This is a genomic window from Brevibacillus fortis, from assembly GCF_003013395.1.
GTDB lineage: Bacteria > Bacillota > Bacilli > Brevibacillales > Brevibacillaceae > Brevibacillus > Brevibacillus fortis.
In genome coordinates, this window is record NZ_PXZM01000029.1 from 267,223 (window position 1) to 285,747 (window position 18,525).

The 18,525-nt window shown below is 48.3% G+C and carries 21 protein-coding genes, 2 tRNA genes and 1 pseudogene; 13 read left to right on the plus strand and 11 right to left on the minus strand.

Annotation, left to right across the window (positions count from 1 at the left end; translation table 11 throughout):
• Nucleotides 1-424: 424 nt before the first annotated feature.
• Both C7R93_RS18495 and C7R93_RS18500 read left to right on the plus strand, forming a co-directional pair.
• Nucleotides 425-958 carry a hypothetical protein gene (locus C7R93_RS18495; protein WP_106840195.1) on the plus strand — a complete coding sequence of 178 codons (534 nt, stop codon included), beginning with the start codon at nt 425-427 and terminating at the stop codon, nt 956-958.
• Nucleotides 959-1,009: 51 nt separating this feature from the next.
• Nucleotides 1,010-1,159 (plus strand): annotated as a pseudogene (locus tag C7R93_RS18500) (IS256 family transposase); the annotation flags it as partial.
• 131 nt (nt 1,160-1,290) lie between these two features.
• Here C7R93_RS18500 and C7R93_RS18505 read toward each other — a convergent pair.
• The 3 genes from C7R93_RS18505 to C7R93_RS18515 all read right to left on the minus strand — a co-directional run bounded on the left by C7R93_RS18505 (nt 1,291) and on the right by C7R93_RS18515 (nt 2,485).
• Nucleotides 1,291-1,366 (minus strand) — tRNA-Val (locus C7R93_RS18505).
• Nucleotides 1,367-1,392: 26 nt separating this feature from the next.
• A tRNA-Ile gene (locus C7R93_RS18510) sits at nt 1,393-1,469 on the minus strand.
• Nucleotides 1,470-1,891: 422 nt separating this feature from the next.
• Complete coding sequence (locus C7R93_RS18515; RefSeq protein WP_106840196.1) at nt 1,892-2,485, minus strand: phosphatidylglycerophosphatase A family protein; 594 nt, start codon at nt 2,483-2,485, stop codon at nt 1,892-1,894.
• 180 nt (nt 2,486-2,665) lie between these two features.
• On the opposite strand from C7R93_RS18515, the gene C7R93_RS18520 reads away from it, so the two are divergent.
• Nucleotides 2,666-3,370: an alpha/beta hydrolase gene (locus C7R93_RS18520; RefSeq protein ID WP_106840197.1), complete on the plus strand. Its 705-nt coding sequence runs from the start codon at nt 2,666-2,668 to the stop codon at nt 3,368-3,370.
• A 2-nt stretch (nt 3,371-3,372) separates the two neighbouring features.
• On the opposite strand, the gene C7R93_RS30355 is transcribed toward C7R93_RS18520, so the two are convergent.
• Entirely contained in the window at nt 3,373-3,531 is a 159-nt protein-coding gene (locus C7R93_RS30355; protein WP_017250308.1) for a hypothetical protein, read from the minus strand.
• Nucleotides 3,532-3,676: 145 nt separating this feature from the next.
• On the opposite strand from C7R93_RS30355, the gene C7R93_RS18525 reads away from it, so the two are divergent.
• From C7R93_RS18525 to C7R93_RS18540, 4 genes are all read left to right on the plus strand, one after another.
• Nucleotides 3,677-4,186: a YjcG family protein gene (locus tag C7R93_RS18525; protein ID WP_106840198.1), complete on the plus strand. Its 510-nt coding sequence runs from the start codon at nt 3,677-3,679 to the stop codon at nt 4,184-4,186.
• A 77-nt stretch (nt 4,187-4,263) separates the two neighbouring features.
• On the plus strand, nt 4,264-4,719 hold the full coding sequence (locus C7R93_RS18530) for a GNAT family N-acetyltransferase (RefSeq protein WP_106840199.1): 456 nt from the start codon (nt 4,264-4,266) through the stop codon (nt 4,717-4,719).
• Between the two features lie 258 nt (nt 4,720-4,977).
• Nucleotides 4,978-5,493 (plus strand): TetR/AcrR family transcriptional regulator, encoded by a 516-nt coding sequence (locus C7R93_RS18535; RefSeq protein WP_106840200.1) that lies wholly within the window; start codon nt 4,978-4,980, stop codon nt 5,491-5,493.
• Between the two features lie 105 nt (nt 5,494-5,598).
• Nucleotides 5,599-6,021: a DUF3995 domain-containing protein gene (locus tag C7R93_RS18540; RefSeq protein WP_106840201.1), complete on the plus strand. Its 423-nt coding sequence runs from the start codon at nt 5,599-5,601 to the stop codon at nt 6,019-6,021.
• Between the two features lie 61 nt (nt 6,022-6,082).
• Here C7R93_RS18540 and C7R93_RS18545 read toward each other — a convergent pair whose 3' ends face one another.
• On the minus strand, nt 6,083-6,928 hold the full coding sequence (locus tag C7R93_RS18545; RefSeq protein ID WP_106840202.1) for a PHP domain-containing protein: 846 nt from the start codon (nt 6,926-6,928) through the stop codon (nt 6,083-6,085).
• A gap of 106 nt (nt 6,929-7,034) precedes the next feature.
• Here C7R93_RS18545 and C7R93_RS18550 point away from each other — a divergent pair, with 106 nt between their 5' ends.
• Nucleotides 7,035-7,397, plus strand: a complete 363-nt coding sequence (locus C7R93_RS18550) for a hypothetical protein (RefSeq protein WP_106840203.1) — start codon at nt 7,035-7,037, stop codon at nt 7,395-7,397.
• On the opposite strand, the gene C7R93_RS18555 is transcribed toward C7R93_RS18550, so the two are convergent.
• Both C7R93_RS18555 and C7R93_RS18560 read right to left on the minus strand, forming a co-directional pair.
• Nucleotides 7,367-8,296: an MBL fold metallo-hydrolase gene (locus tag C7R93_RS18555; protein ID WP_106840204.1), complete on the minus strand. Its 930-nt coding sequence runs from the start codon at nt 8,294-8,296 to the stop codon at nt 7,367-7,369. The genes C7R93_RS18550 and C7R93_RS18555 overlap by 31 nt on opposite strands.
• A 14-nt stretch (nt 8,297-8,310) precedes the next feature.
• Nucleotides 8,311-8,976, minus strand: coding sequence for a YitT family protein (locus tag C7R93_RS18560; RefSeq protein ID WP_106840205.1), 666 nt, complete (start codon nt 8,974-8,976; stop codon nt 8,311-8,313).
• A gap of 285 nt (nt 8,977-9,261) precedes the next feature.
• Here C7R93_RS18560 and C7R93_RS18565 point away from each other — a divergent pair, with 285 nt between their 5' ends.
• Together C7R93_RS18565 and C7R93_RS18570 are read left to right on the plus strand one after the other, a co-directional pair.
• Complete coding sequence (locus C7R93_RS18565) at nt 9,262-10,626, plus strand: hemolysin family protein (protein WP_106840206.1); 1,365 nt, start codon at nt 9,262-9,264, stop codon at nt 10,624-10,626.
• A 71-nt stretch (nt 10,627-10,697) separates the two neighbouring features.
• Nucleotides 10,698-13,109 carry a UvrD-helicase domain-containing protein gene (locus tag C7R93_RS18570; protein WP_106840218.1) on the plus strand — a complete coding sequence of 804 codons (2,412 nt, stop codon included), beginning with the start codon at nt 10,698-10,700 and terminating at the stop codon, nt 13,107-13,109.
• A 149-nt stretch (nt 13,110-13,258) separates the two neighbouring features.
• On the opposite strand, the gene fabI is transcribed toward C7R93_RS18570, so the two are convergent.
• The 3 genes from fabI to C7R93_RS18580 all read right to left on the minus strand — a co-directional run bounded on the left by fabI (nt 13,259) and on the right by C7R93_RS18580 (nt 15,059).
• On the minus strand, nt 13,259-14,032 hold the full coding sequence (fabI, locus tag C7R93_RS18575; protein WP_106840207.1) for an enoyl-ACP reductase FabI: 774 nt from the start codon (nt 14,030-14,032) through the stop codon (nt 13,259-13,261).
• A 94-nt stretch (nt 14,033-14,126) separates the two neighbouring features.
• Complete coding sequence (locus tag C7R93_RS30065) at nt 14,127-14,294, minus strand: hypothetical protein (RefSeq protein ID WP_158264035.1); 168 nt, start codon at nt 14,292-14,294, stop codon at nt 14,127-14,129.
• 39 nt (nt 14,295-14,333) lie between these two features.
• Nucleotides 14,334-15,059, minus strand: a complete 726-nt coding sequence (locus C7R93_RS18580) for a ZIP family metal transporter (RefSeq protein ID WP_106840208.1) — start codon at nt 15,057-15,059, stop codon at nt 14,334-14,336.
• A 233-nt stretch (nt 15,060-15,292) separates the two neighbouring features.
• Here C7R93_RS18580 and C7R93_RS18585 point away from each other — a divergent pair, with 233 nt between their 5' ends.
• Together C7R93_RS18585 and C7R93_RS18590 are read left to right on the plus strand one after the other, a co-directional pair.
• Nucleotides 15,293-15,910 carry a MerR family transcriptional regulator gene (locus C7R93_RS18585; RefSeq protein WP_106840209.1) on the plus strand — a complete coding sequence of 206 codons (618 nt, stop codon included), beginning with the start codon at nt 15,293-15,295 and terminating at the stop codon, nt 15,908-15,910.
• A gap of 153 nt (nt 15,911-16,063) precedes the next feature.
• Entirely contained in the window at nt 16,064-17,152 is a 1,089-nt protein-coding gene (locus tag C7R93_RS18590; RefSeq protein WP_106840219.1) for an HD-GYP domain-containing protein, read from the plus strand.
• A 39-nt stretch (nt 17,153-17,191) separates the two neighbouring features.
• On the opposite strand, the gene C7R93_RS18595 is transcribed toward C7R93_RS18590, so the two are convergent.
• Nucleotides 17,192-17,872: a TerC family protein gene (locus tag C7R93_RS18595; protein WP_106840210.1), complete on the minus strand. Its 681-nt coding sequence runs from the start codon at nt 17,870-17,872 to the stop codon at nt 17,192-17,194.
• Nucleotides 17,873-17,956: 84 nt separating this feature from the next.
• On the opposite strand from C7R93_RS18595, the gene C7R93_RS18600 reads away from it, so the two are divergent.
• Nucleotides 17,957-18,478, plus strand: a complete 522-nt coding sequence (locus C7R93_RS18600) for a hypothetical protein (protein WP_015892281.1) — start codon at nt 17,957-17,959, stop codon at nt 18,476-18,478.
• Nucleotides 18,479-18,525 lie beyond the last annotated feature (47 nt).

The following is an 18,525-nucleotide window of genomic DNA, read 5'->3' on the forward strand; positions in this document are numbered from 1 at the left end:
AATAAAACGAGACCCATTTGTATTGGGTCTTAAGTAAACTCCTATAGTGAGAGCTTGTTCATGTAGCACTTTTTATTTTTGTTTTACGACCCAAAGTGCTCTCTGTCTGACTTTGCATTGCACTCCTCAAGAATTTCCAGCTCACGTTCATTAAAGCCAACTTCATTAAGTTTCAGCAGCATCTTTGACATTTCTTTCTGGGTAATCTTCATACCCCGATATTTCTTAACATTAATGATTGAAAGAGATGCCAATAAAAGAGCTAAAAAAGTATTATATTAATTGCTAGTACCTGTTAATTTACAAGTTGTTATTGAACTAATGAAGTGGCAATTTAGAAATTACAAACCCCACTTTGTACTAACCATTTAACATTGCAATCAATATTTAATGCTATATTAAGAAATAAAAAGGGAGGATGCTCATGGAAACGATCATAGTTGAGCCACGAAAAGGAATTGGGCAGATAACGTTAGGAATGACTAGAGAGGAAGTAAGAAAGTACGCCGAAGCAAATGGTTTGAGACTCTTCAATCCAAGGAAAGATTCAACGGCGGTGCAGTCCGTTGGAGATTTCAAGGTAGAGTACGATTCGGAAGATAGAGTTATATTCATAGAACTGTCTTCTTTTAAGGGTGATCATGATATAACCTGTTTGCTTATGGATATTAATGTGTTTGAGACAAAAGCAGAGGATTTAGTTGAACGAATTGATAAAATTTCTCCATATGATAGAAATGATTGGGAGTTAGGATATAGTTATACCTTTCATGAATTGGGGCTGGCATTTTGGCGACCATATGTTTTTAGAGATGAGGATATGCAGCAAGAATGGTTTTTATCCCATGATAAAGAGGAGCAGGAATCCTATTTAAGAGATCAATATTTCAGGACTGTAGCAATAGCAGTGGATGGGTATTGGAATAAATCCAAAGAGTCTGTAAAATATTCTGTGTAAACTCTCAACCTCTAAACTACAATTAGTCTTAGAAAGGTTGGGAGATTTTTTATGATGTCAAAAGAGCAGATCAAACAGTGGATCAAAGAGAAGAATATGAAGTCTGTGGACGACGTACAGTCGGCTTTGAAGGATTTGTTTGCTGAAACGATCCAAGAAATGCTCGAAGCAGAAAAAGAAACAGCAAAAACCTTTGGAAAAATAAAAGCGGGGTGAAACCCTTGTAACTACGCTGTGACCACGAGGTGTTTTCACTCCCTTTATTATTAGAATCAAAAGATTAGAAAAACAAAAAAACCCTTGCGTAGCAAGGGTTTTGAACGTCTTATATATGGTGATCCGGACTGGGTTCGAACCAGCGACCCCCACCCTGTCAAGATGGTGCTCTCCCAACTGAGCTACCGGATCATGGGATATGTGTGTGATCGTTTAAATGGTGGGCCCTGTAGGACTCGAACCTACGACCAATCGGTTATGAGCCGACCGCTCTGACCAACTGAGCTAAGGGCCCGAATCGTATCGGACGTCGATCACATTTATTACTATACAGCATCGTAAAATGGATTTCAAGAGCAAATGAATAATTTCTTGTAAAAATTTTCACTCCTACCAAAAGAACACTAAGAAACCCAGTGAAATCAGGCTTGTTTTTACCTTGTAAAAAGTCTAGACCATCTCATTTCAGCTACGTGTCGCTACCAAACCCTCAACAAAAAAGCCATTCCCCACCGCTGCTGCCCACATTCCCCTACAAAATCTTGGGGATAGCATACATGCTGGCATGATCGCATCACATCATCCATGACTACATCAAGCATATGAACTACATCGGTGAAGAATTGGCTCCTGCTGTTTAAGACGACCCTATAGAGGATAAAGCAAACAAGATAATTAGGTAACGATCGAAACAAATTTCCTCATCCCAAACCTAACCTACCCCGCCTGCTCTGTCCCTTTCCCTTTCTCCTCGACACGCAGCTCTGCTTCCTGTTGCTTCAACGCCTCACTTCGTGCCAACTCCGCCTCCTGCTCATCTCTCATCCGATGTGCCATCCGGCTAGACGCATTGGCTGCCACACTCGCCACGAGGTCGTCCAAGAATGTATGCACACGACCCTCTCCCGACTTTGTATCCAGCCTTTTAATCACCCCGACCTTGTGCTTATCCAAATGTCCAAAGGTGGTCACCGCGATACTTCCATATCCAAATACGGAACCTAGCGCCAGTGTTTCGTCGCATCCAAACAGTCCTTCATCTGATGCGATGATGGATTGGAGCGGCTCAGACAAGAGGCCTTTCTCTGCTAACGTATCCAACTCAACGCCAACCAGGATGGCGTGCTGCATTTCCCTTTTTTCCAAGACCGCTTTCACGCTCTCGATGCACTGCGCCATCGTGAGATCTGGATGGTAAGGCGATTGCATGAGATACACGATCTCTGCGATATCATCCAACGTCACTCCGCGTTCTGCCAAACGTGCGAGAGCAGCGTTTCTGACTTCGATGCTGTGTACTTGCTTCTTCATATAAGAGACAACCCCTTCCACAAATCGAGTGAAGTCGTTTCCTACCATAGTATCACACGCTGACCAAATTGCGACAATCTTTCGCCCACAGCCTGACTGAAGCTGCACCCAAACTGTTGGGCATGCCCGCTCGCTCCTGTATAATAATGAAAGGAATATCCCAATAAGGAGGACAACGCAGTGGCCCTTGAGGAAATAATCCTGGAAAGCCGGTATTTGGGGACGCCGGAAAAGCTGATTGTCTACACACCCCTACGTTACTCGCCACTCTACTCGTATCCAGTCCTCTACGTACAGGATGGAGAAGATTACTTGGCAATGGGCAGACTGGCTTCTTTGCTGGATCAATTGAATGGTGACAAAGAATTGCCTGATATCATCGCTGTCTTTCTCCCTGTCGAGAAAAGCAAACGGAACGATCGTTATCATCCGGATGGCAAGGAGCATATGGCCTACCGTCGCTTCCTCGCCGATGAAGTCGTGAGCTATGTCGATACGCATTACTCCACACATCCTTTGGGAAACGCACGAACACTTCTTGGCGAATCATTGGGCGGGGTTGTCTCTCTGTTCACTTCTCTTAACTATCCGCATACGTTTGGACAAGTTGCCTGCCAGTCTATTGCCATGGACGCCAAGTTAAATCGTCTGGTAGCTGACGCTGACTTTTCCGTACCGCAAACCTTCTATTTGGAAATCGGGACGGAGGAGACGGCCGTAAGTACGGGCCGCGGTACACTGAATCTTCTTGCGGCCAATGAGGAATTGCGCGAGATTTTAAGCACGAAAAAAGCCACCCTCGTTTATGAAACGTTTGAGGGTGACCATACGTGGGGCCACTGGCAGCGTAATCTACCGCGTATGCTTAAGACGCTTTACGGGTAAACTTACCGTGGCTGTTCTTCTTGTGGACCTTCATCCTTGATAGTCGATACGAGTGCCTCTTCGAATTCTCCTTTTCGTATCGCGGTCAAAATGGTGAAGGTCAGCACAGACAGTAGAAGCAGAACGAGAAAAATGAATGTGATCATCATTGCCGTATACATACAGTGCGGCACCTCCTTGCACTACACAGTCTTTCCTTTGGCACAAGGAATATACGGACCCACGCTTAACATTACACAAATGAAGAATTTTCTGTTAAAATAAGATCTTGTAGAGCATGATAGATAGTAAGGAGGAGTGGTTCTGATGATGTACAGTATCGTAATATTCCCATCTAGCAAGGTGCAAGAAGTAGCCAACTCTTACCGGAAACGTTATGACCCGGGCTATGCTTTGGTTCCTCCGTATATCCGTTTGAAGGAAGCCTTTGAGCTGGACGAAGCCAAGTTGCCTGAACTGGTGGGCCATCTGGAGCAGGTTGCCTCCTCTACCGACAGCTTTTCGGCTCAGTTCCATCGGGTATCTACTTTCCACCCTACCACCAACGTGATCTATTTGGCTGTGCAAAACAAAGAACCATTTAACGAGCTGCATCAAAAGATTGCCAATCAGTGTGTGAATGAAAAAGAAACCTATGCATACGTACCGCATCTGACCATCGGGCGCGACCTGTCCGACGATGAGCTGCGGGATGTAACCGGCCAACTGAGCATGGCAAAAATCGATTTGAACAGCGAGATTGATCGCTTCCACTTGGTTTATCAACTCGAGGATGGCATCTGGAGCGTTTACCAGACCTTCCTTCTCAAAAAATAAACACCCCCCCTCAATCACCAACCCTCCCTGCGTATCTGTCGTAGGGAGGGATATTTTCTAACAAAGGACGAATTCCGATGAACCTGCAAACCTACCAGATCCAAAAAGTCACCACTGAACAAGAGTTGGCGGATGCCCTGTCCGTACGCCGAGTCGTATTCATCGAGGAACAGGAAGTGCCAGAAGACCTGGAAATAGATGAGCATGATACATTGGATAGCGGGACGATTCATTTTGTAGTCTACCGCGAAGGAAATCCAGTGGGGGCAAGCCGTCTCCGTACCTACGCACCTGGGGTAGGAAAAATTGAACGGGTAGCGGTTGCCAAAACAGAACGCGGTACCGGACTGGGCCGCCAAATCATGCTCGCGATGGAAGAGCTGGCCAAACAACACGGGTATGACAGCCTGAAGCTGAGCGCCCAGACGCAGGCCCAACAATTTTATGAAAAGCTCGGTTATCAAGCATTTGGCGACTTATTTGACGATGCGGGTATCGAGCATATTGCGATGGTTAAATCCATTCGCGAATAAAAAAAGCTGCGTGTAGCCCTATTCCCTCAGCGGAAAAACACCCTCGTTTTCGCTATGATCATCATGCGAAGCGAGGGTGTTTTTCATTTCAACAAACACTCAAATCACCAGCTTGTGTATGGGAGGAACTCCGTCGCCGTTATGTTTGCCGTACCAGATCACAGCAGACATGAACAAGGAGTGCTTCTTGACACATCATCACCCGGTGGAATAACATGAAAGCAGAAACATACGATGCCGTATCTTTTGAGGTGAACCATGCAATACGTACGTGAAGATTGGATTCGGGCAGGGCTCGATATGTTGGCTGAAGCAGGCATTGACGCTGTTCGTGTGGAACCTCTCGCCAGAAAACTGAAGATCAGCAAAGGAAGCTTTTATCATCACTTTCAAGATCGTCAAGCGCTACTGGACGCCATGATCGATTATTGGGAGGAGCATGCGACGGAGCGGATCATTCGGGCGCCACACTCGGACAACATGTCGTTGGAACAACTGCTGTCGAGCGTTTTTAGCAGTGAGCGAAAAATCGAAGCTGCAATATACAACTGGGCGAAACAGCATCCTGCCCTTTCCAAACGTCTTGTGGAAATCGAGAAACGCAGAATCGGCTTCGTCGCCTCTTTGTATGAGAAAAAAGGATTGGGTCCCGCTGATGCAAAGGCACGCGCACAGTTTGCGTACCTCCTCTATATTGGTTGGCTCGTGCGAAGAGAGCTAGAAGCGCCTTTTGACATGTCCGCGCCCTTGCATCATTTTATGACTTGGAGTTGATACCTCTCCTGCCTGACAGACTACCTGCGCAGGAATTTTTTCACCCAAAACATACGGATGCGTATCTTCTGCAAATATCCTTACGAATCAGTAGGAGGTTTTCCCATGACGCATGTTTTCTCCATCTCATCTGCTGTCTTCTTAGCCATCGTATCCTTGCTGCATGTTTATTGGGCACTCGGAGGAAAATGGGGCACGGATTCCGTCATTCCCACAACAGCCGATCATTCACGTCGGACATTTTCACCTCGGAGAGGCGGTACGATCGCCGTTGCCTGCTTGCTATTTTGTGCCTTTTACATTTTGCTCGCCCAGAGCGGTTATCTCTCGCCCATAATAGCCCCTTCTTTGATTCGATGGGGATGCATGCTCTGTGCAGCTGTGTTTATCCTGCGAGCAGTGGGAGACTTCAACTACATTGGCTTTTTTAAAAAAGTGAAAAATACGAAGTTTGCCCGTCAAGATACGGTATTGTTTAGCCCTCTATGCTTGTGGTTAGGGATATCATTTCTACTGGCATTGTTTTAAGTTCACAAAAACCCTCTTCCCGTAAAAGAGAAGAGGGTCGCTTACTTTCCGTATAAATGAATTACGCCTTCCGCTTTGCCGCAATCGCACGTAGCTGTTCAACAGCATCCATCGCTGCCGTATGAGAGCCAAGCATCGCATGAAACGGCTCCTCTCCACGCCAGCCATGAAAATCAGAACCGCCTGTTTCAACAAGTCCGTATTGTCCTGCCCACTTGCTGTAACGCATTTTTTGTACCTCATCGTTGTCCGGGTGATTGACTTCTATCCCGTCCAATCCGAATACGATCAACTCCTGCACAAGCTCATCATCGTCATACAGCCCCGGATGAGCGAGCACCGCCACTCCGCCAGCCTCTTTGATCAACGTGATTGCTTCCTGCGGGGTAATACGTGGAGGATTGACATAAGCCGCTCCCCCTTTGCCCAAGTACTTATCGAAGGCCTCCGCAATCGTAGACACGACGCCCAGCTCCATCAGTTCTTCAGCAATATGCGGTCGCCCGATGTTTTTATCCATGCCCTGCTTGCGGCGGTATACCTTTTCCAATGAAATGTCGATACCGAGCTCCTGCAACCGTGCTATCAGCAGTTGGTTACGCTCATGTCTTGTCTCTCGCAAACGGAATAGACGCTCTTCAAAAGCTGGGTTATCATATGGGACAAAATAGCCGAGAACGTGAATGTCCTGCCCCTTCCCTACAGAGCTCACTTCGACTCCCGGAATGATTTCCACACCGAGTGCGCGAGCAGCCTCGATTGCTTCTGGAATCCCTGCTACCGTGTCGTGATCCGTGATCGCCAGTGCAGCAAGTCCGGCCTCCTTGGCCAAACGTACGTTTTCTGCTGGCTCGCAGGTGCCGTCTGACGCTTTTGTATGTGTATGCAAATCTGCCATAAGTTGCATCCTCTTCCACTCCTTCTTTTCTTTTTCTACAAGTCTGAAATGGTATTGCCGTACATAGTATGAGACTAAGCTTGATTTCTCAATGGTTAAACCGAGGAGGATGTCCATGCGGTTAAAAAACAAGACCCTTACCGGTGTTGTTCAGCCCCTCTCCTATGTTGACAAAATGCTTCGGCAACAAGGCTTTCATCGATCAGGCGGGGACAGTATGCCTACATACGATGTCGTCATGTACGATTCCGCCAGCAGCAGCGCGTATTTTTTGCGCATCCCTACGAACTACACCAGCACGACAACCGGAAAAGGGGAACTGAATGTCAAACTGGGTCATCCGTATTTGGAAGCAAAGTTCTATATGAACACCTCATCCGAAGAAATTTTTTTCATTCCCAAGGCCGTCCGCGAGGCTGCAGAGCATAAGCTAGCAGAAATCGCCGATTACCTTTCTGCTCCCTCCGCTCCATCCTGAACGATTTTCCACAACCACCGATTATGTTCAAACCGGTAAGCCACCCTCTTTGTTTTCTGAAGCCCGACCATGTACCCCATAAAGGCTGTTCGAAACAGGACGTAGCTCGAAGCATTCTCTATGGAAATGTGTAAACGCTCACACAGGAGAGTGAATGCCTCTTCTGGTGTTCTCTCCTCTACTAAAATGGCTTCGATCACCGAGAAAATCCGCTCATGCCAAGCAATATTTTTGTTCACGGCATCTTGAGAGGTGGTGGTATATGCTCCGTGCCCAGGTAAGTATCCCCTGTATCTGGTAGCAAGCAGTTTATGGAGGCTGAGTAGAGTCTCATAGGCATCCACAAGAAACGGCAGCTTGTGCTTTTCCAAAACCTCTTCGCCTAAATAACTGTCGGCAGCAAAGCAAATCTCGTCACAAACAACACCGACCTGTTGCCAGCTATGCCCCGGCAGAGAAAGGATAAAGAAAGGTACGCCAGCAATTTCGATCCTTTCATCCAGTGGAAGGAGGTGGTCCACCCGAGAAGGCTGCGCCAGCAAAAACTTGTTTTTGAGATCCTCAAGCGGTGCTGCACCCATGTTCAAGTAAATGGGTTCAAGTATGGGGTTCCGAATGATCGCCTCTTCCAGCGGTGGCGCATAGACCTTTGCTTCGGGCCAGCATCCGAGCAAGTAGGCGTTGCCACCGAAATGGTCGGCATGAGAGTGTGTTTGAATGATTGCACACAAGGGCTGGGCGATAGCGTCCAGTCCTTTTTTGATTTTTTTGGCGTTTTGGGTATCCAGACCAGAATCTATCAGGATCGCCCCACGCTCACCAATGACGAGGCCTATGTTAACATGACCGGGAAAATAGCCGACACGCTCCGTTATCATTTGAAATGCTTGTCCAGACAAAGAAGCCCCTCATTTCATCTTTTCCTATTTATTTTCTCCAAAATATCGTCTTCCCCTTCCCCGTCCCAGCGCGAAATAAGCGGGCCAATGATCGTATACGGTGGCAAAGGTCGTCCGAGTCCACTGAACATATGCGTAGTCGCTGCAACTGCGACGATTGTCAGCATGGAGAAAATCATTCTTTCCTTCCCAATCGTCTGAATCGAGCATAGGACGATCAGCCCATCGATTAGAAAAATCAGCAAAGCAACCCGCAGCTTGTATCGTCTGGCAAGAAATTGCGCGAGCAGGTCTGTCCCGCCCGTATTCGTCTCGTAGGCAAGCATCACGCCGATACCCATTCCGATTAACACGCCGCCAGTAACTGCGGAGATGGATGTTGACCACATATTCCAACCACGTATATCCGAGAGAATGTCGATAAAGAAAGCAGAAATCAGCATGCCGTGAAAGCTGTGAAAAAACAATCTGCGATCATAAAAAAAGACGATGGCATACACAGGGAGACTGACCAAAATCATCACGAGACCCGGCGGCATCTGCATGTAATACGTCGCCAACAAACCGATCCCGATCATGCCCCCGTCCATCAGGCGGTGCGGAACCAAAAACAGATTGACTCCTACGCCTAGAAGCACGCTTCCTGTAAAAATCGCTACACTTTTTTGCAGCCAGTACACGTCGCTCCCCTCCTTGGACCATGCTCGTTTATGTTTATGATCGGATCGAAGCAGGTATGTCCAAGCATTGCCTCAGAATGCGCTCATTCATATCGGAACGTTTTGACTGTTCGGTTGACCTATTGGTATACTTACAACTAACAAGAAAACCTGTAGCATGGCTCATAAAGGGTGTATCAACTACAGGCTTTAGATCGAATATTTATCCGTTTTTGGTCGTACATGTTAAATACCATTATCGTATCGGAGGTGAATTCTCCTCCTTTCGCACTGCGGGAGGCGGAGGTGTGCTTGGAGAGTCCGATAGGGGAGATTACGCTGAATCTGCTGCTCGTGGTATTTTTGGTTCTTCTGAACGGCTTCTTCGTCGCAGCAGAATTCTCCTTGGTAAAAGTTCGCCAAACTCGTCTGACTCAGCTCGTCAGTGAAGGCAATAACAAAAGTGCCCGCTACGCGCAAAAAGTCACACGAGAGCTCGACGCCTATCTGTCTGCCTGCCAGCTCGGAATTACACTGGCTTCGCTGGGGTTAGGCTGGGTCGGTGAACCTGCCGTCGCCCATTACGTCGCGCCCGTCATGGCATTATTTCATTTCCCGTCTTATTTGGTCGGTCCAATTTCTCTTGCGATCGCCTTTGCTATCATTACATTTTTACATATCGTTTTCGGAGAGCTTGCGCCCAAGTCTTTGGCGATCCAAAAAGCGGAGGCCACTTCCCTATGGACTGCCGCACCGCTCATGTTTTTTTACAAACTGAGCTATCCGCTCATCTGGTTTTTAAACGGAGCGGCCAATTTACTGATCAGACGCCTTGGAATTGAGCCTGCCACCGAAAACGAATCGGCTCATACGGAAGAAGAAATCCGCCTTCTTATGAACCAGAGTCATAAAGTTGGTCACATTGACCAGACCGAGATGGCTCTCGTCGACAATGTCTTCGTGTTCTCCGAACGTCTTGCCCGGGAAATCATGATCCCACGGATTGATATGATTTGCCTGTACGATGACAACACGTTTGACGAAAACCTAGAGATCATGAGAGAGTCTCGCCATTCACGCTTTCCCGTCGCCCACGAGGATAAGGACAGGCTGATTGGCTTTGTGCACACCTCAGATTTTTACCTCTCTGCGTTGACGACAGGAAAAGCAGAATTACATGATTTTCTCCGCCCTTTATTGACGGTGCCGGAGTCAATGGAAATTAGCGACGTCCTGCGCTTAATGCAAAAACGCCGTTCCCAGCTCGCCATCGTGATTGACGAATACGGAGGTACAGCAGGGTTGTTAACGATGGAGGACATTTTGGAGGAAATCGTCGGTGATATTCAGGATGAGTTCGATGAAAATGAGCGCCCTGAAATTGAAGAAAGCTCCAGCAATACGCTCTCGGTTTCCGGCAAAACTCTCTTGACAGAACTGAATGATTACATATCGATTGAAGTCGTTTCCGACGAAGTCGACACCATTGCCGGATGGGTCTACAGCCAGTTAAATGAAGAGGTCGCGAAGGACAAAACCGTCACGTTCCAAGGCTATCTTTTTGCGATCAGTGAACTGGAAAACCATCGCATAACACGGGTGAGCATCACGTATCTGGGCGCGGAAGATTCGTCCGCTCTGTCTGAGGACATCGTGTCGCTGCGCTCCTAATCGAAACCAACAACCATAATGGCAAGTGTCCCCTGCCGACAGGGGGCACTTCTTATTTCCGAGGTGTCATGATGAACTATGCTTTACTAGACAACAAACCCATCCTGTTGCTACCAGAGAACTATAACCGCATACCGTTTTGGCGCATGGCTGCCCGACAGGACAAGGTACGCTGTCCAGTCTGTGCATCAGCACTTCGTCTTCATGCTGGCATCAGCTTTGAGCCGCACTTCTTCCATCCTGAAGGAGCAGAATGCCCGCTTCTGACGGAAAATGGTCCTGCTCCACTCGATTCGTTACAAGCAATAGATGAAATGGCTGCAACTGCCTTTCAGGCTGTCTTGGCTACTACGGTCGAAAAGGATCACAGCGAGGATAACACGCAAGAACCACTCGCTTTCTCAACCAAAGAGCACAGCGAGGCATCCCTAGACGAAGAAAATACAACGGCCATCGGCTCCTTTCGCCTTCCGAAAAAAAGAACGATTGGCTCAAGCACAACGCCTCCCCCGCCAGCTCCGAAGCCACCGGTTTTCCGCAAACGCTTGATGCCGAAGAAGACCATCTCTCATATGGCTGAGCAAATGCGTGATCAACCGCTACACCCAGGACAACAACAAGCGGTGCACGCTACCGAGGGGCCTTTTCTCATCCTCGCCGGAGCCGGAAGTGGCAAAACGCGCGTCATGACTGCACGCACGACTCACTTGATCTGTGAGTTGGGCGTAAAGCCGAATCAAATCATGGTCGTGACCTTTACGACCAAAGCCGCCGATGAAATCCGCCAGCGCATTGCCCGGCAGCTACCTGCTGGACAAGCACGTGAACTGATTGCTGGCACGTTCCATAGCATCTTTTACCGAATGCTCTTGCATCACCAGTCAGATCGCTGGGATCAGCAGCGCCTCTTGAAAAAGGATTGGCAAAAATGGCGCTTGATGCGCGAGACTGGCGCACTGCTTGGTCATGACGACCTTGCCGCGTTAAAGGAAACAGAGATCACGGAAGCACTCGGCATCGTCAGCCGTTGGAAAAACGAATACATCCTCCCCCAGGAGGTCGCGTATCGGGAAGCAAGTAACGATGCAGAAAAACGGGCGATTCAGCTTTATCCGCTGTATGAGGCCACGAAGAAAAAGCATCATTGGTTTGACTTTGACGACATGCTCATTGGCTGCTACGAAATGCTGCGCGATGATCCAGGGCTTCTGCGCCGCTATCAGGACCGCATCACCTATGTCATGGTCGATGAGTTTCAGGATATCAATCGCATTCAGTATGAGACGGTCAAGCTGCTAGCCGCTCCCCAAAACAATTTGTGTGTCATCGGGGATGACGATCAGTCCATTTACGGCTTTCGTGGCAGTAATCCGCAGTACATCTTGGGCTTCACCAAAGACTTTCCGCAAGCGTCGACATTTACACTCGAGGTCAACTACCGTTCCCATTCCTCGATTGTCAGTCTTGGCTATTCGCTGATCGGTCACAACCGGGAGCGTTGGGCAAAGGAATGTCAGTCTTTTCATCGCGAGGAAGGCGACACGTATTTATTCGAGCCGGAAGACGAAGAAGAACAAGCTTCTCGGATCGTCGATGAAATTATCCACCGTCGCGAGCAAGGGGCCATTTTGGGTGAATGCGCGATCTTGTACCGCACCAATGAATCTGCGCGCCCCATTTTGGAGCGCCTGAGCGAAGCAGGGATTCCTTTTCATTACACCCAAGAGGAGGATTCCTTTTACCAACGCCAGACAGTTCGCTGGACGCTAAATTATTTGCGGCTCGCGCTAAACCCGGATGACACAGACGCGCTTAAAGAAATATTGTCTACCCTCTACATCTCAGCTGAAATGTGGAATGCCTTGCGCAGCCAAGCTATCATCGAGGACAAGCCGATTCTGCACGTTCTTCCGCATCTGACACAGATCAAACCGTATCAGCGCAAGCACATGCAGCAAATTAACGAGATTCTCACCGCGTGCAAGGATGTTCCACCTGCCCAGGCACTGGAGCTCATCTATGAGGATGGCAAACTGCGCGACTATCTAAAAAAACGCGCGAAAGACCGGGAAGATGGCCGGGAACGTTGGAGCGATGAGCTGCAGCAAATACTGGCAGCTTCCAAGCGCCATGCGTCGATCAGCGATTTTTTGGCTTATATCGATCAAATGGCACGACAAGAAAAAGAGTGGCGCACGATGCGACCACTCCCGGACGAAGCTGTTCATGTTTTAAGCATCCATCGGGCAAAAGGTCTCGAATACGACCACGTCTTCTTGCCCGATCTGGTAGAAGGTGCCCTTCCTCATGAGTACACATTGGATGAGCTGCGAAAAGGCGGCTCTGGTGCGCTTGAAGAAGAACGCCGACTCTTATACGTCGCGATTACCCGGGCCCGTCGCAGCTTGTGTATCGGTATCCCCCGGGAGCGATTCGGACGAAAGACCCGCACCTCCCGCTTCATTGCCGAGATGGGCAGGTAAGTACTGAAAACCACCGCCCATATAAATCAAGAATTCTTCCATGTTCGTAATCAATGGAAACATAAAAAACAGGCCCCCTTTCACGCATTTTGGGTATAGTATGCGAGAAACCGGGGCCTGTTATTCTTTTTCGATAAATTTGCTGCTGGTTAGCCGCCAATAATGCTGTAGCCAGCATCGACGTGCAGAATTTCACCCGTGATTCCTCGGGAGAGATTGCTGAACAAGAAGAGCGCAGTGTCGCCTACTTCTGATTGGTCAATCGTGCGGCGCAATGGCGCTTTTTCCTCAATTTCCTTCAGCACGGTGTTGAAATTGCGGATTCCTTTTGCAGCAAGCGTACGAATTGGACCAGCGGAGATCGCATTGATACGAATGTTCTCTTTGCCCAAGTCGTTTGCCAAGTAACGAACAGATGCATCAAGCGCAGCTTTGGCTACACCCATTACGTTGTAGTTTTGAATGACGCGCTCACCGCCAAGGTACGTCAAGGTTACGATGCTTCCGCCCTCAGTCATCAACGGACGAGCAGCACGAGCAACTGCAACCAGGGAGAATGCGCTAATGTCTTGTGCCAACGCGTATCCTTCGCGGGATGTGTTGACATACTCGCCTTCGAGCTCTTCGGTTTTCGCAAACGCGATGCAATGCGCCAGTCCGTGAATAACGCCCACTTTTTCTTTGATCACAGCAAAAGCCGCTTCTACATCCTCATCCTTCGTAACATCGCAATTCACCAACAGCGACTCTACTCCCAATTTTTCCGTGAGTGCCGCCACGTTTTCACGCAGACGCTCCCCTTGGTACGTAAAAATCAGATTCGCTCCAGCATTATGTAAGGATTGTGCAATTCCCCAGGCAATGCTGCGGTGGTTTGCTACGCCCATGATGACGATGTTCTTTCCTTGCAACAATGTATTCATTATGTATCTGCCCCTTTCCCAACTTATTCCCCTGCATTATAACCGATCTTGTCCATGGATACGAGGGATAAACGAGAGGGGCTGGTAAAAACATTTAATCAGTACTTCCGGCCTGATCGGTCAGCGCAGATAAAACTTCAGAGGAAGCCCACGATTCCTGCAATGGATTCAACGATGTCCCCATGACCGGGAATTCAGTCAGTGACTGCAAGAGATCGTCCTTTTGCATTTGCTCTTGATTGTTCATACTGTCAGTCCACACTCCCTTCCTCCAGTCTAGACTGGGTAGGAATGGGACATTTTATGCATGCAAGTGGTTCGCGTGCAAATACGCAGACAAAATAAGATACACGGCCATAGCCCCCACAAAATAAACCCCGTACTGTGCCTTTTTGGTTTGTCCGATATAAGGAACGAGATGACTGGCGGATACATACAGAAAAATACCTGTCGTCATGGCCAACATAATGCCAGACCAATTCGCTGGAAACATTTGCTCGGCAAAACCAAAGCTGAAGGCTCCTGCAATCGTCGCGATTCCAAGCGATGTCGCCCCCCAAAATGCTTTCTTTCTTGAATTGGTTGCTGCGAGCAGCAGAGAGGCAATGGTCACACCATCCGGAATTTTGTGTAGCAGCATAGCCACCAGGACCGATACCCCTACTTCTGAATCCATCCTCAGGCTAGCGACCAATGAAACCCCTTCGACAAATGCATGCAATAAAAAACCCGTCATGACCCCAATGATTCCCGTGGAGCCAAACTCTCCGCTAGACTTGCTGATTAATTCCAGAGCAAAAAGCGTCACAAAGCCAACGAGCACAAATGGCATCAACCACAAGCTCTGGTCAGAAAAGACATGTGGCATCAAATCTAGCAGCGTAATCGCCAGCAGCAGCCCAGCCCCTGCACTGATCATCGCAAACAATGCCTCTGATGACCAGGCACGCAGACATAACAGCAGTCCCCCGATACTGCTCGCCAAGGCAGCAGTCAAAAGGACAATCCAGAAAACAGATTGCATCATCCGGTCCTCTCCTCACCCAACGAGCAAAAACATGGTTACTCCTTCCATATGTACGCGCCTGTCCCGGTCATTATGAGCAGACAACCATATTTGACAAAATACGACGATCTGTCCGAATCGGACGAAAGATCACTAGTTTTTAGAACCTTTGTCGATTCTCTCTTACCCGGAAATTTTTGGTGCTATAATGAGTCCACCGGGAATACCGAGAGGAAAAAAAGGAGTGATTCTGGATGGATGTACAAGTTTGGATGGCTTCAAAAGAGGTAGCTGATCGCCTTGATGTGCATGTTCGTACACTGCGTAACTGGCTGGACTTGTTCGTACCTGCACAGGAACGTCTGAAAAATCCGCAGGGTCACTATTTGATCAGCGAAGCAGGCTTTGAACTGCTCAAGGAAGTGAAGGAAAGAAAAGACAGCGGCAACAGCTCGTTAAAAGATATTCAGCGCCAACTGATAGAAGAAGGACGCCTGTCCGAGGAAATGCTCATGGAAGAAGAACTCACAGGAGCGGAAGAAACCGCAGTTACGATCAGCGCCACAAACAAGCTGGGAACGGGCATGCGAGAAGTGGAATTGACGGTCCACGAGACACTCGTCCAATTTCAGCAGGAGCTAACACAGCTCTCCTCTATGAACCATATGCAATCGACCATTCTGCAAAAGATTGCGGATATTGAAGAGATGCAAGAGTCCCTTCGCCTGGAAATGCGCCGTGTTACTTTTGAACTGGATCTTATGCAGCAGCGCTTGACTCGTCGCAAGGAACGCTATGCCCGCTACGAGCCCCGCTGGTCACTCAACCCTTTCCGCTGGTTTACACGTTCAGATCGGGCAGCCGAGCAATAAATGCAAACTGATACGGAAAAAAATGACAATTAAGAGAAGTACTTCAACAGCGGTAGTCTCCCCATGTTCTACTGTGATAAAATGGTACTATATGAACTGACTGAAAATCAGGACTATTTACATTCCATCAAAAAAAGGACTGGGGCTTTCGTTGTGAGAAAATTGCATATTACTTCGGTAAAGCCGGGCGATGTCATCGCCAAGAGCGTGTTTCAGGAAAACGGAAACGTTCTGTTGGGGATCGGGGTACAACTAACCCCCCGTTACATCGAACGGCTTGTTCAATTGGGAATTGATACCCTTTACATTCAAGACAAGCACACAGAAGATATCATGCCGGAAGATGTAATCCGCGATGAGACGCGTAAAGAAGCCGTGGATGCCGTATACAAAACGATGACCACCCTCATGGATCAGCCGCAGATCAAACGCCGTACGTCCGTTCCTGATTTCGGGAGCAGTTTTCAGAAGGTTTTTCGTGAAATCTTTCAAGATTTGAGTAGTCGAAAAGACATCTTGGTCAACCTGTCCAGTCTTCACGTGTTGGATGGTTACCTTTTTCACCACGCTGTCAATGTCGCCGTTCTGTCTGGTGTGGTAGGGATGGCCAAAGGCTACAACCAGCAGCAGATGATGGAGTTGGGCATTGGTGCGCTTTTGTTCGACATCGGCATGACGCAGGTTCCTAAGGAGCTCTGGACCATGCGTACCGAGTTAAGCCCAGAAGAACGACAACGTGTCCAATACCATACCGAAGAGGGCTTCAATATTTTGCGGAATCAACATAATATCTCGGTCGTTTCTGCACACTGTGCGCTGCAGCACCACGAGAGATACAACGGAACAGGATATCCCCGTCAACTCTGTGAGAAAAACATTCACGAGTATGCACGCATCGTCGCAATCGCTGATGTTTACGATGCCTTAGTTTCCCCGCGTCCATTTCGGAAAAGCTACTCGCCGAGTGATGCTACCGAGTACTTGTTCGCTACGGGAAACACCTATTTCGACCTCGACCTGCTCAAGCTATTCCTGCAGCACGTCGCCATTTATCCCATCGCTTCAACTGTATTGTTGAGTACAGGGCATACCGGGGTCGTTTCCAAAGTGAATCCATTGGCAGTGAATCGGCCCACGATCCGTATTCTTACCAATGAAGATGGATCTGAGGTAGCCACCACATATGAAATCGATCTCTACGATAAAGAATGGATGAGCGTGACGATCGTCAAAACCTTATAAGCGAGACCAAGCTGAGATACCTTATTCATCTCAGTTTTTTCATGCGTGGGTACGAGTTGTTTTCGTACGTTGCAAATATCCCGCAACTAACACGAGAGCGACTACCCCAATTTTGATCGCCAATTCGAGCCACACCCTGCCTGCGATCCACGCATGCATCGCATCTTCCATCAGAATCATATTCGCCGCTGTCACAGCCAGGACACCTGAACCAACATAAACAAGCCATTCAAAGCGCTCCATTGCTCTTAGAATGAGCTGGCTACCAAAAATCATGAGAGGCACGCTGATCAAAAGGCCCATCACGATGAGGACGACATCCCCTTTCGCTGCCCCCGCAATGGCGAGTACGTTATCCAGTCCCATCATCACATCTGCCACGACAATCGTCTTGACCGCTTGAACCAAGTCTTCACTCGAGTTGATCGCTTCCTCGCGCTCGTCCTCGCGTAGCAGGTTGTAGCTGATCCATAGCAGAATAATCCCACCGATCATGTACACATACGGGATTTTCAGCAAATAAACAGCAAGAATCGTAGCGATCACGCGTACGATGATAGCAAGAAACGTCCCCCACAAAATGGCACGTTTTCGTTGTTCGAAAGGAAGCTTCCGACAAGCGATGGCAATGACCACCGCATTATCTCCACTTAATACGAGGTTAATGGTGATGATGAGTAGCAGCGAAGAAAAAAAGGCAGATTCAAACAAAGGATACACCCTCCTGAACTTTTTGAGCCCTACTCGCACCCTTGTACGGTGCCCCCGATTTTTTGTATGATGGTAACGAGGAGGGTTGTCGAAATGTCGAAACAATTCGTTATTGAAGCGATCATGTTGGCTATCTACGGGGAGTTGATGGTCCCATCGCAACCAGTAGAATATCTGATACCCGCGTCGACAATCTATGAATTGGACGAATTTATCCAGAGTCCTGAACCTATCATGCCCTACTCTGCTGATGATCAGTATGTCCGTCGGATTATGAAAGAAATGAGCCAATTTTTTGCCGATCCATTCAACCGCAAGCGAATGGAAAAAGGACTGATAGCCCCATGGTCCAAGGTTCCCTTTTCTTTTCCGAACGGTGTGACCCTGACGGTCGTAAAAGTGGAGGATAACGCCATGTGGGGGGAGATATTTGATCCCGTAGAGACACAGCTATTGTTGACGGCCATGAAATTTGAGGCCCCGCTTCTCACAGACCAGCCTGATTATCAGGATCGGATATTGGAATATATCGTGCCTGTTCAATTTTACGATGTGGATGATTTTGATTTCGCGCTCGAGCAAGGAATCTCATTGAACGACCTTCGTGAACCATAATCAAGAAAACAGACCGACGAGCCTGACGTGAACTGTTACCCGTTAGA

Coding starts and splice junctions, on each gene's coding strand:
- C7R93_RS30355 (WP_017250308.1), bottom strand. CDS start 3,531: ATGTATACGGCAATGATGATCACATTCATTTTTCTCGTTCTGCTTCTA.
- C7R93_RS18550 (WP_106840203.1), top strand. CDS start 7,035: ATGCGGTTAAAAAACAAGACCCTTACCGGTGTTGTTCAGCCCCTCTCC.
- C7R93_RS18585 (WP_106840209.1), top strand. CDS start 15,293: ATGGATGTACAAGTTTGGATGGCTTCAAAAGAGGTAGCTGATCGCCTT.
- C7R93_RS18545 (WP_106840202.1), bottom strand. CDS start 6,928: ATGCAACTTATGGCAGATTTGCATACACATACAAAAGCGTCAGACGGC.
- C7R93_RS18495 (WP_106840195.1), top strand. CDS start 425: ATGGAAACGATCATAGTTGAGCCACGAAAAGGAATTGGGCAGATAACG.
- C7R93_RS18515 (WP_106840196.1), bottom strand. CDS start 2,485: ATGAAGAAGCAAGTACACAGCATCGAAGTCAGAAACGCTGCTCTCGCA.
- C7R93_RS18530 (WP_106840199.1), top strand. CDS start 4,264: ATGAACCTGCAAACCTACCAGATCCAAAAAGTCACCACTGAACAAGAG.
- C7R93_RS18540 (WP_106840201.1), top strand. CDS start 5,599: ATGACGCATGTTTTCTCCATCTCATCTGCTGTCTTCTTAGCCATCGTA.
- fabI (WP_106840207.1), bottom strand. CDS start 14,032: ATGAATACATTGTTGCAAGGAAAGAACATCGTCATCATGGGCGTAGCA.
- C7R93_RS18580 (WP_106840208.1), bottom strand. CDS start 15,059: ATGATGCAATCTGTTTTCTGGATTGTCCTTTTGACTGCTGCCTTGGCG.
- C7R93_RS18570 (WP_106840218.1), top strand. CDS start 10,698: ATGAACTATGCTTTACTAGACAACAAACCCATCCTGTTGCTACCAGAG.
- C7R93_RS18525 (WP_106840198.1), top strand. CDS start 3,677: ATGATGTACAGTATCGTAATATTCCCATCTAGCAAGGTGCAAGAAGTA.
- C7R93_RS18535 (WP_106840200.1), top strand. CDS start 4,978: ATGCAATACGTACGTGAAGATTGGATTCGGGCAGGGCTCGATATGTTG.
- C7R93_RS18600 (WP_015892281.1), top strand. CDS start 17,957: ATGTCGAAACAATTCGTTATTGAAGCGATCATGTTGGCTATCTACGGG.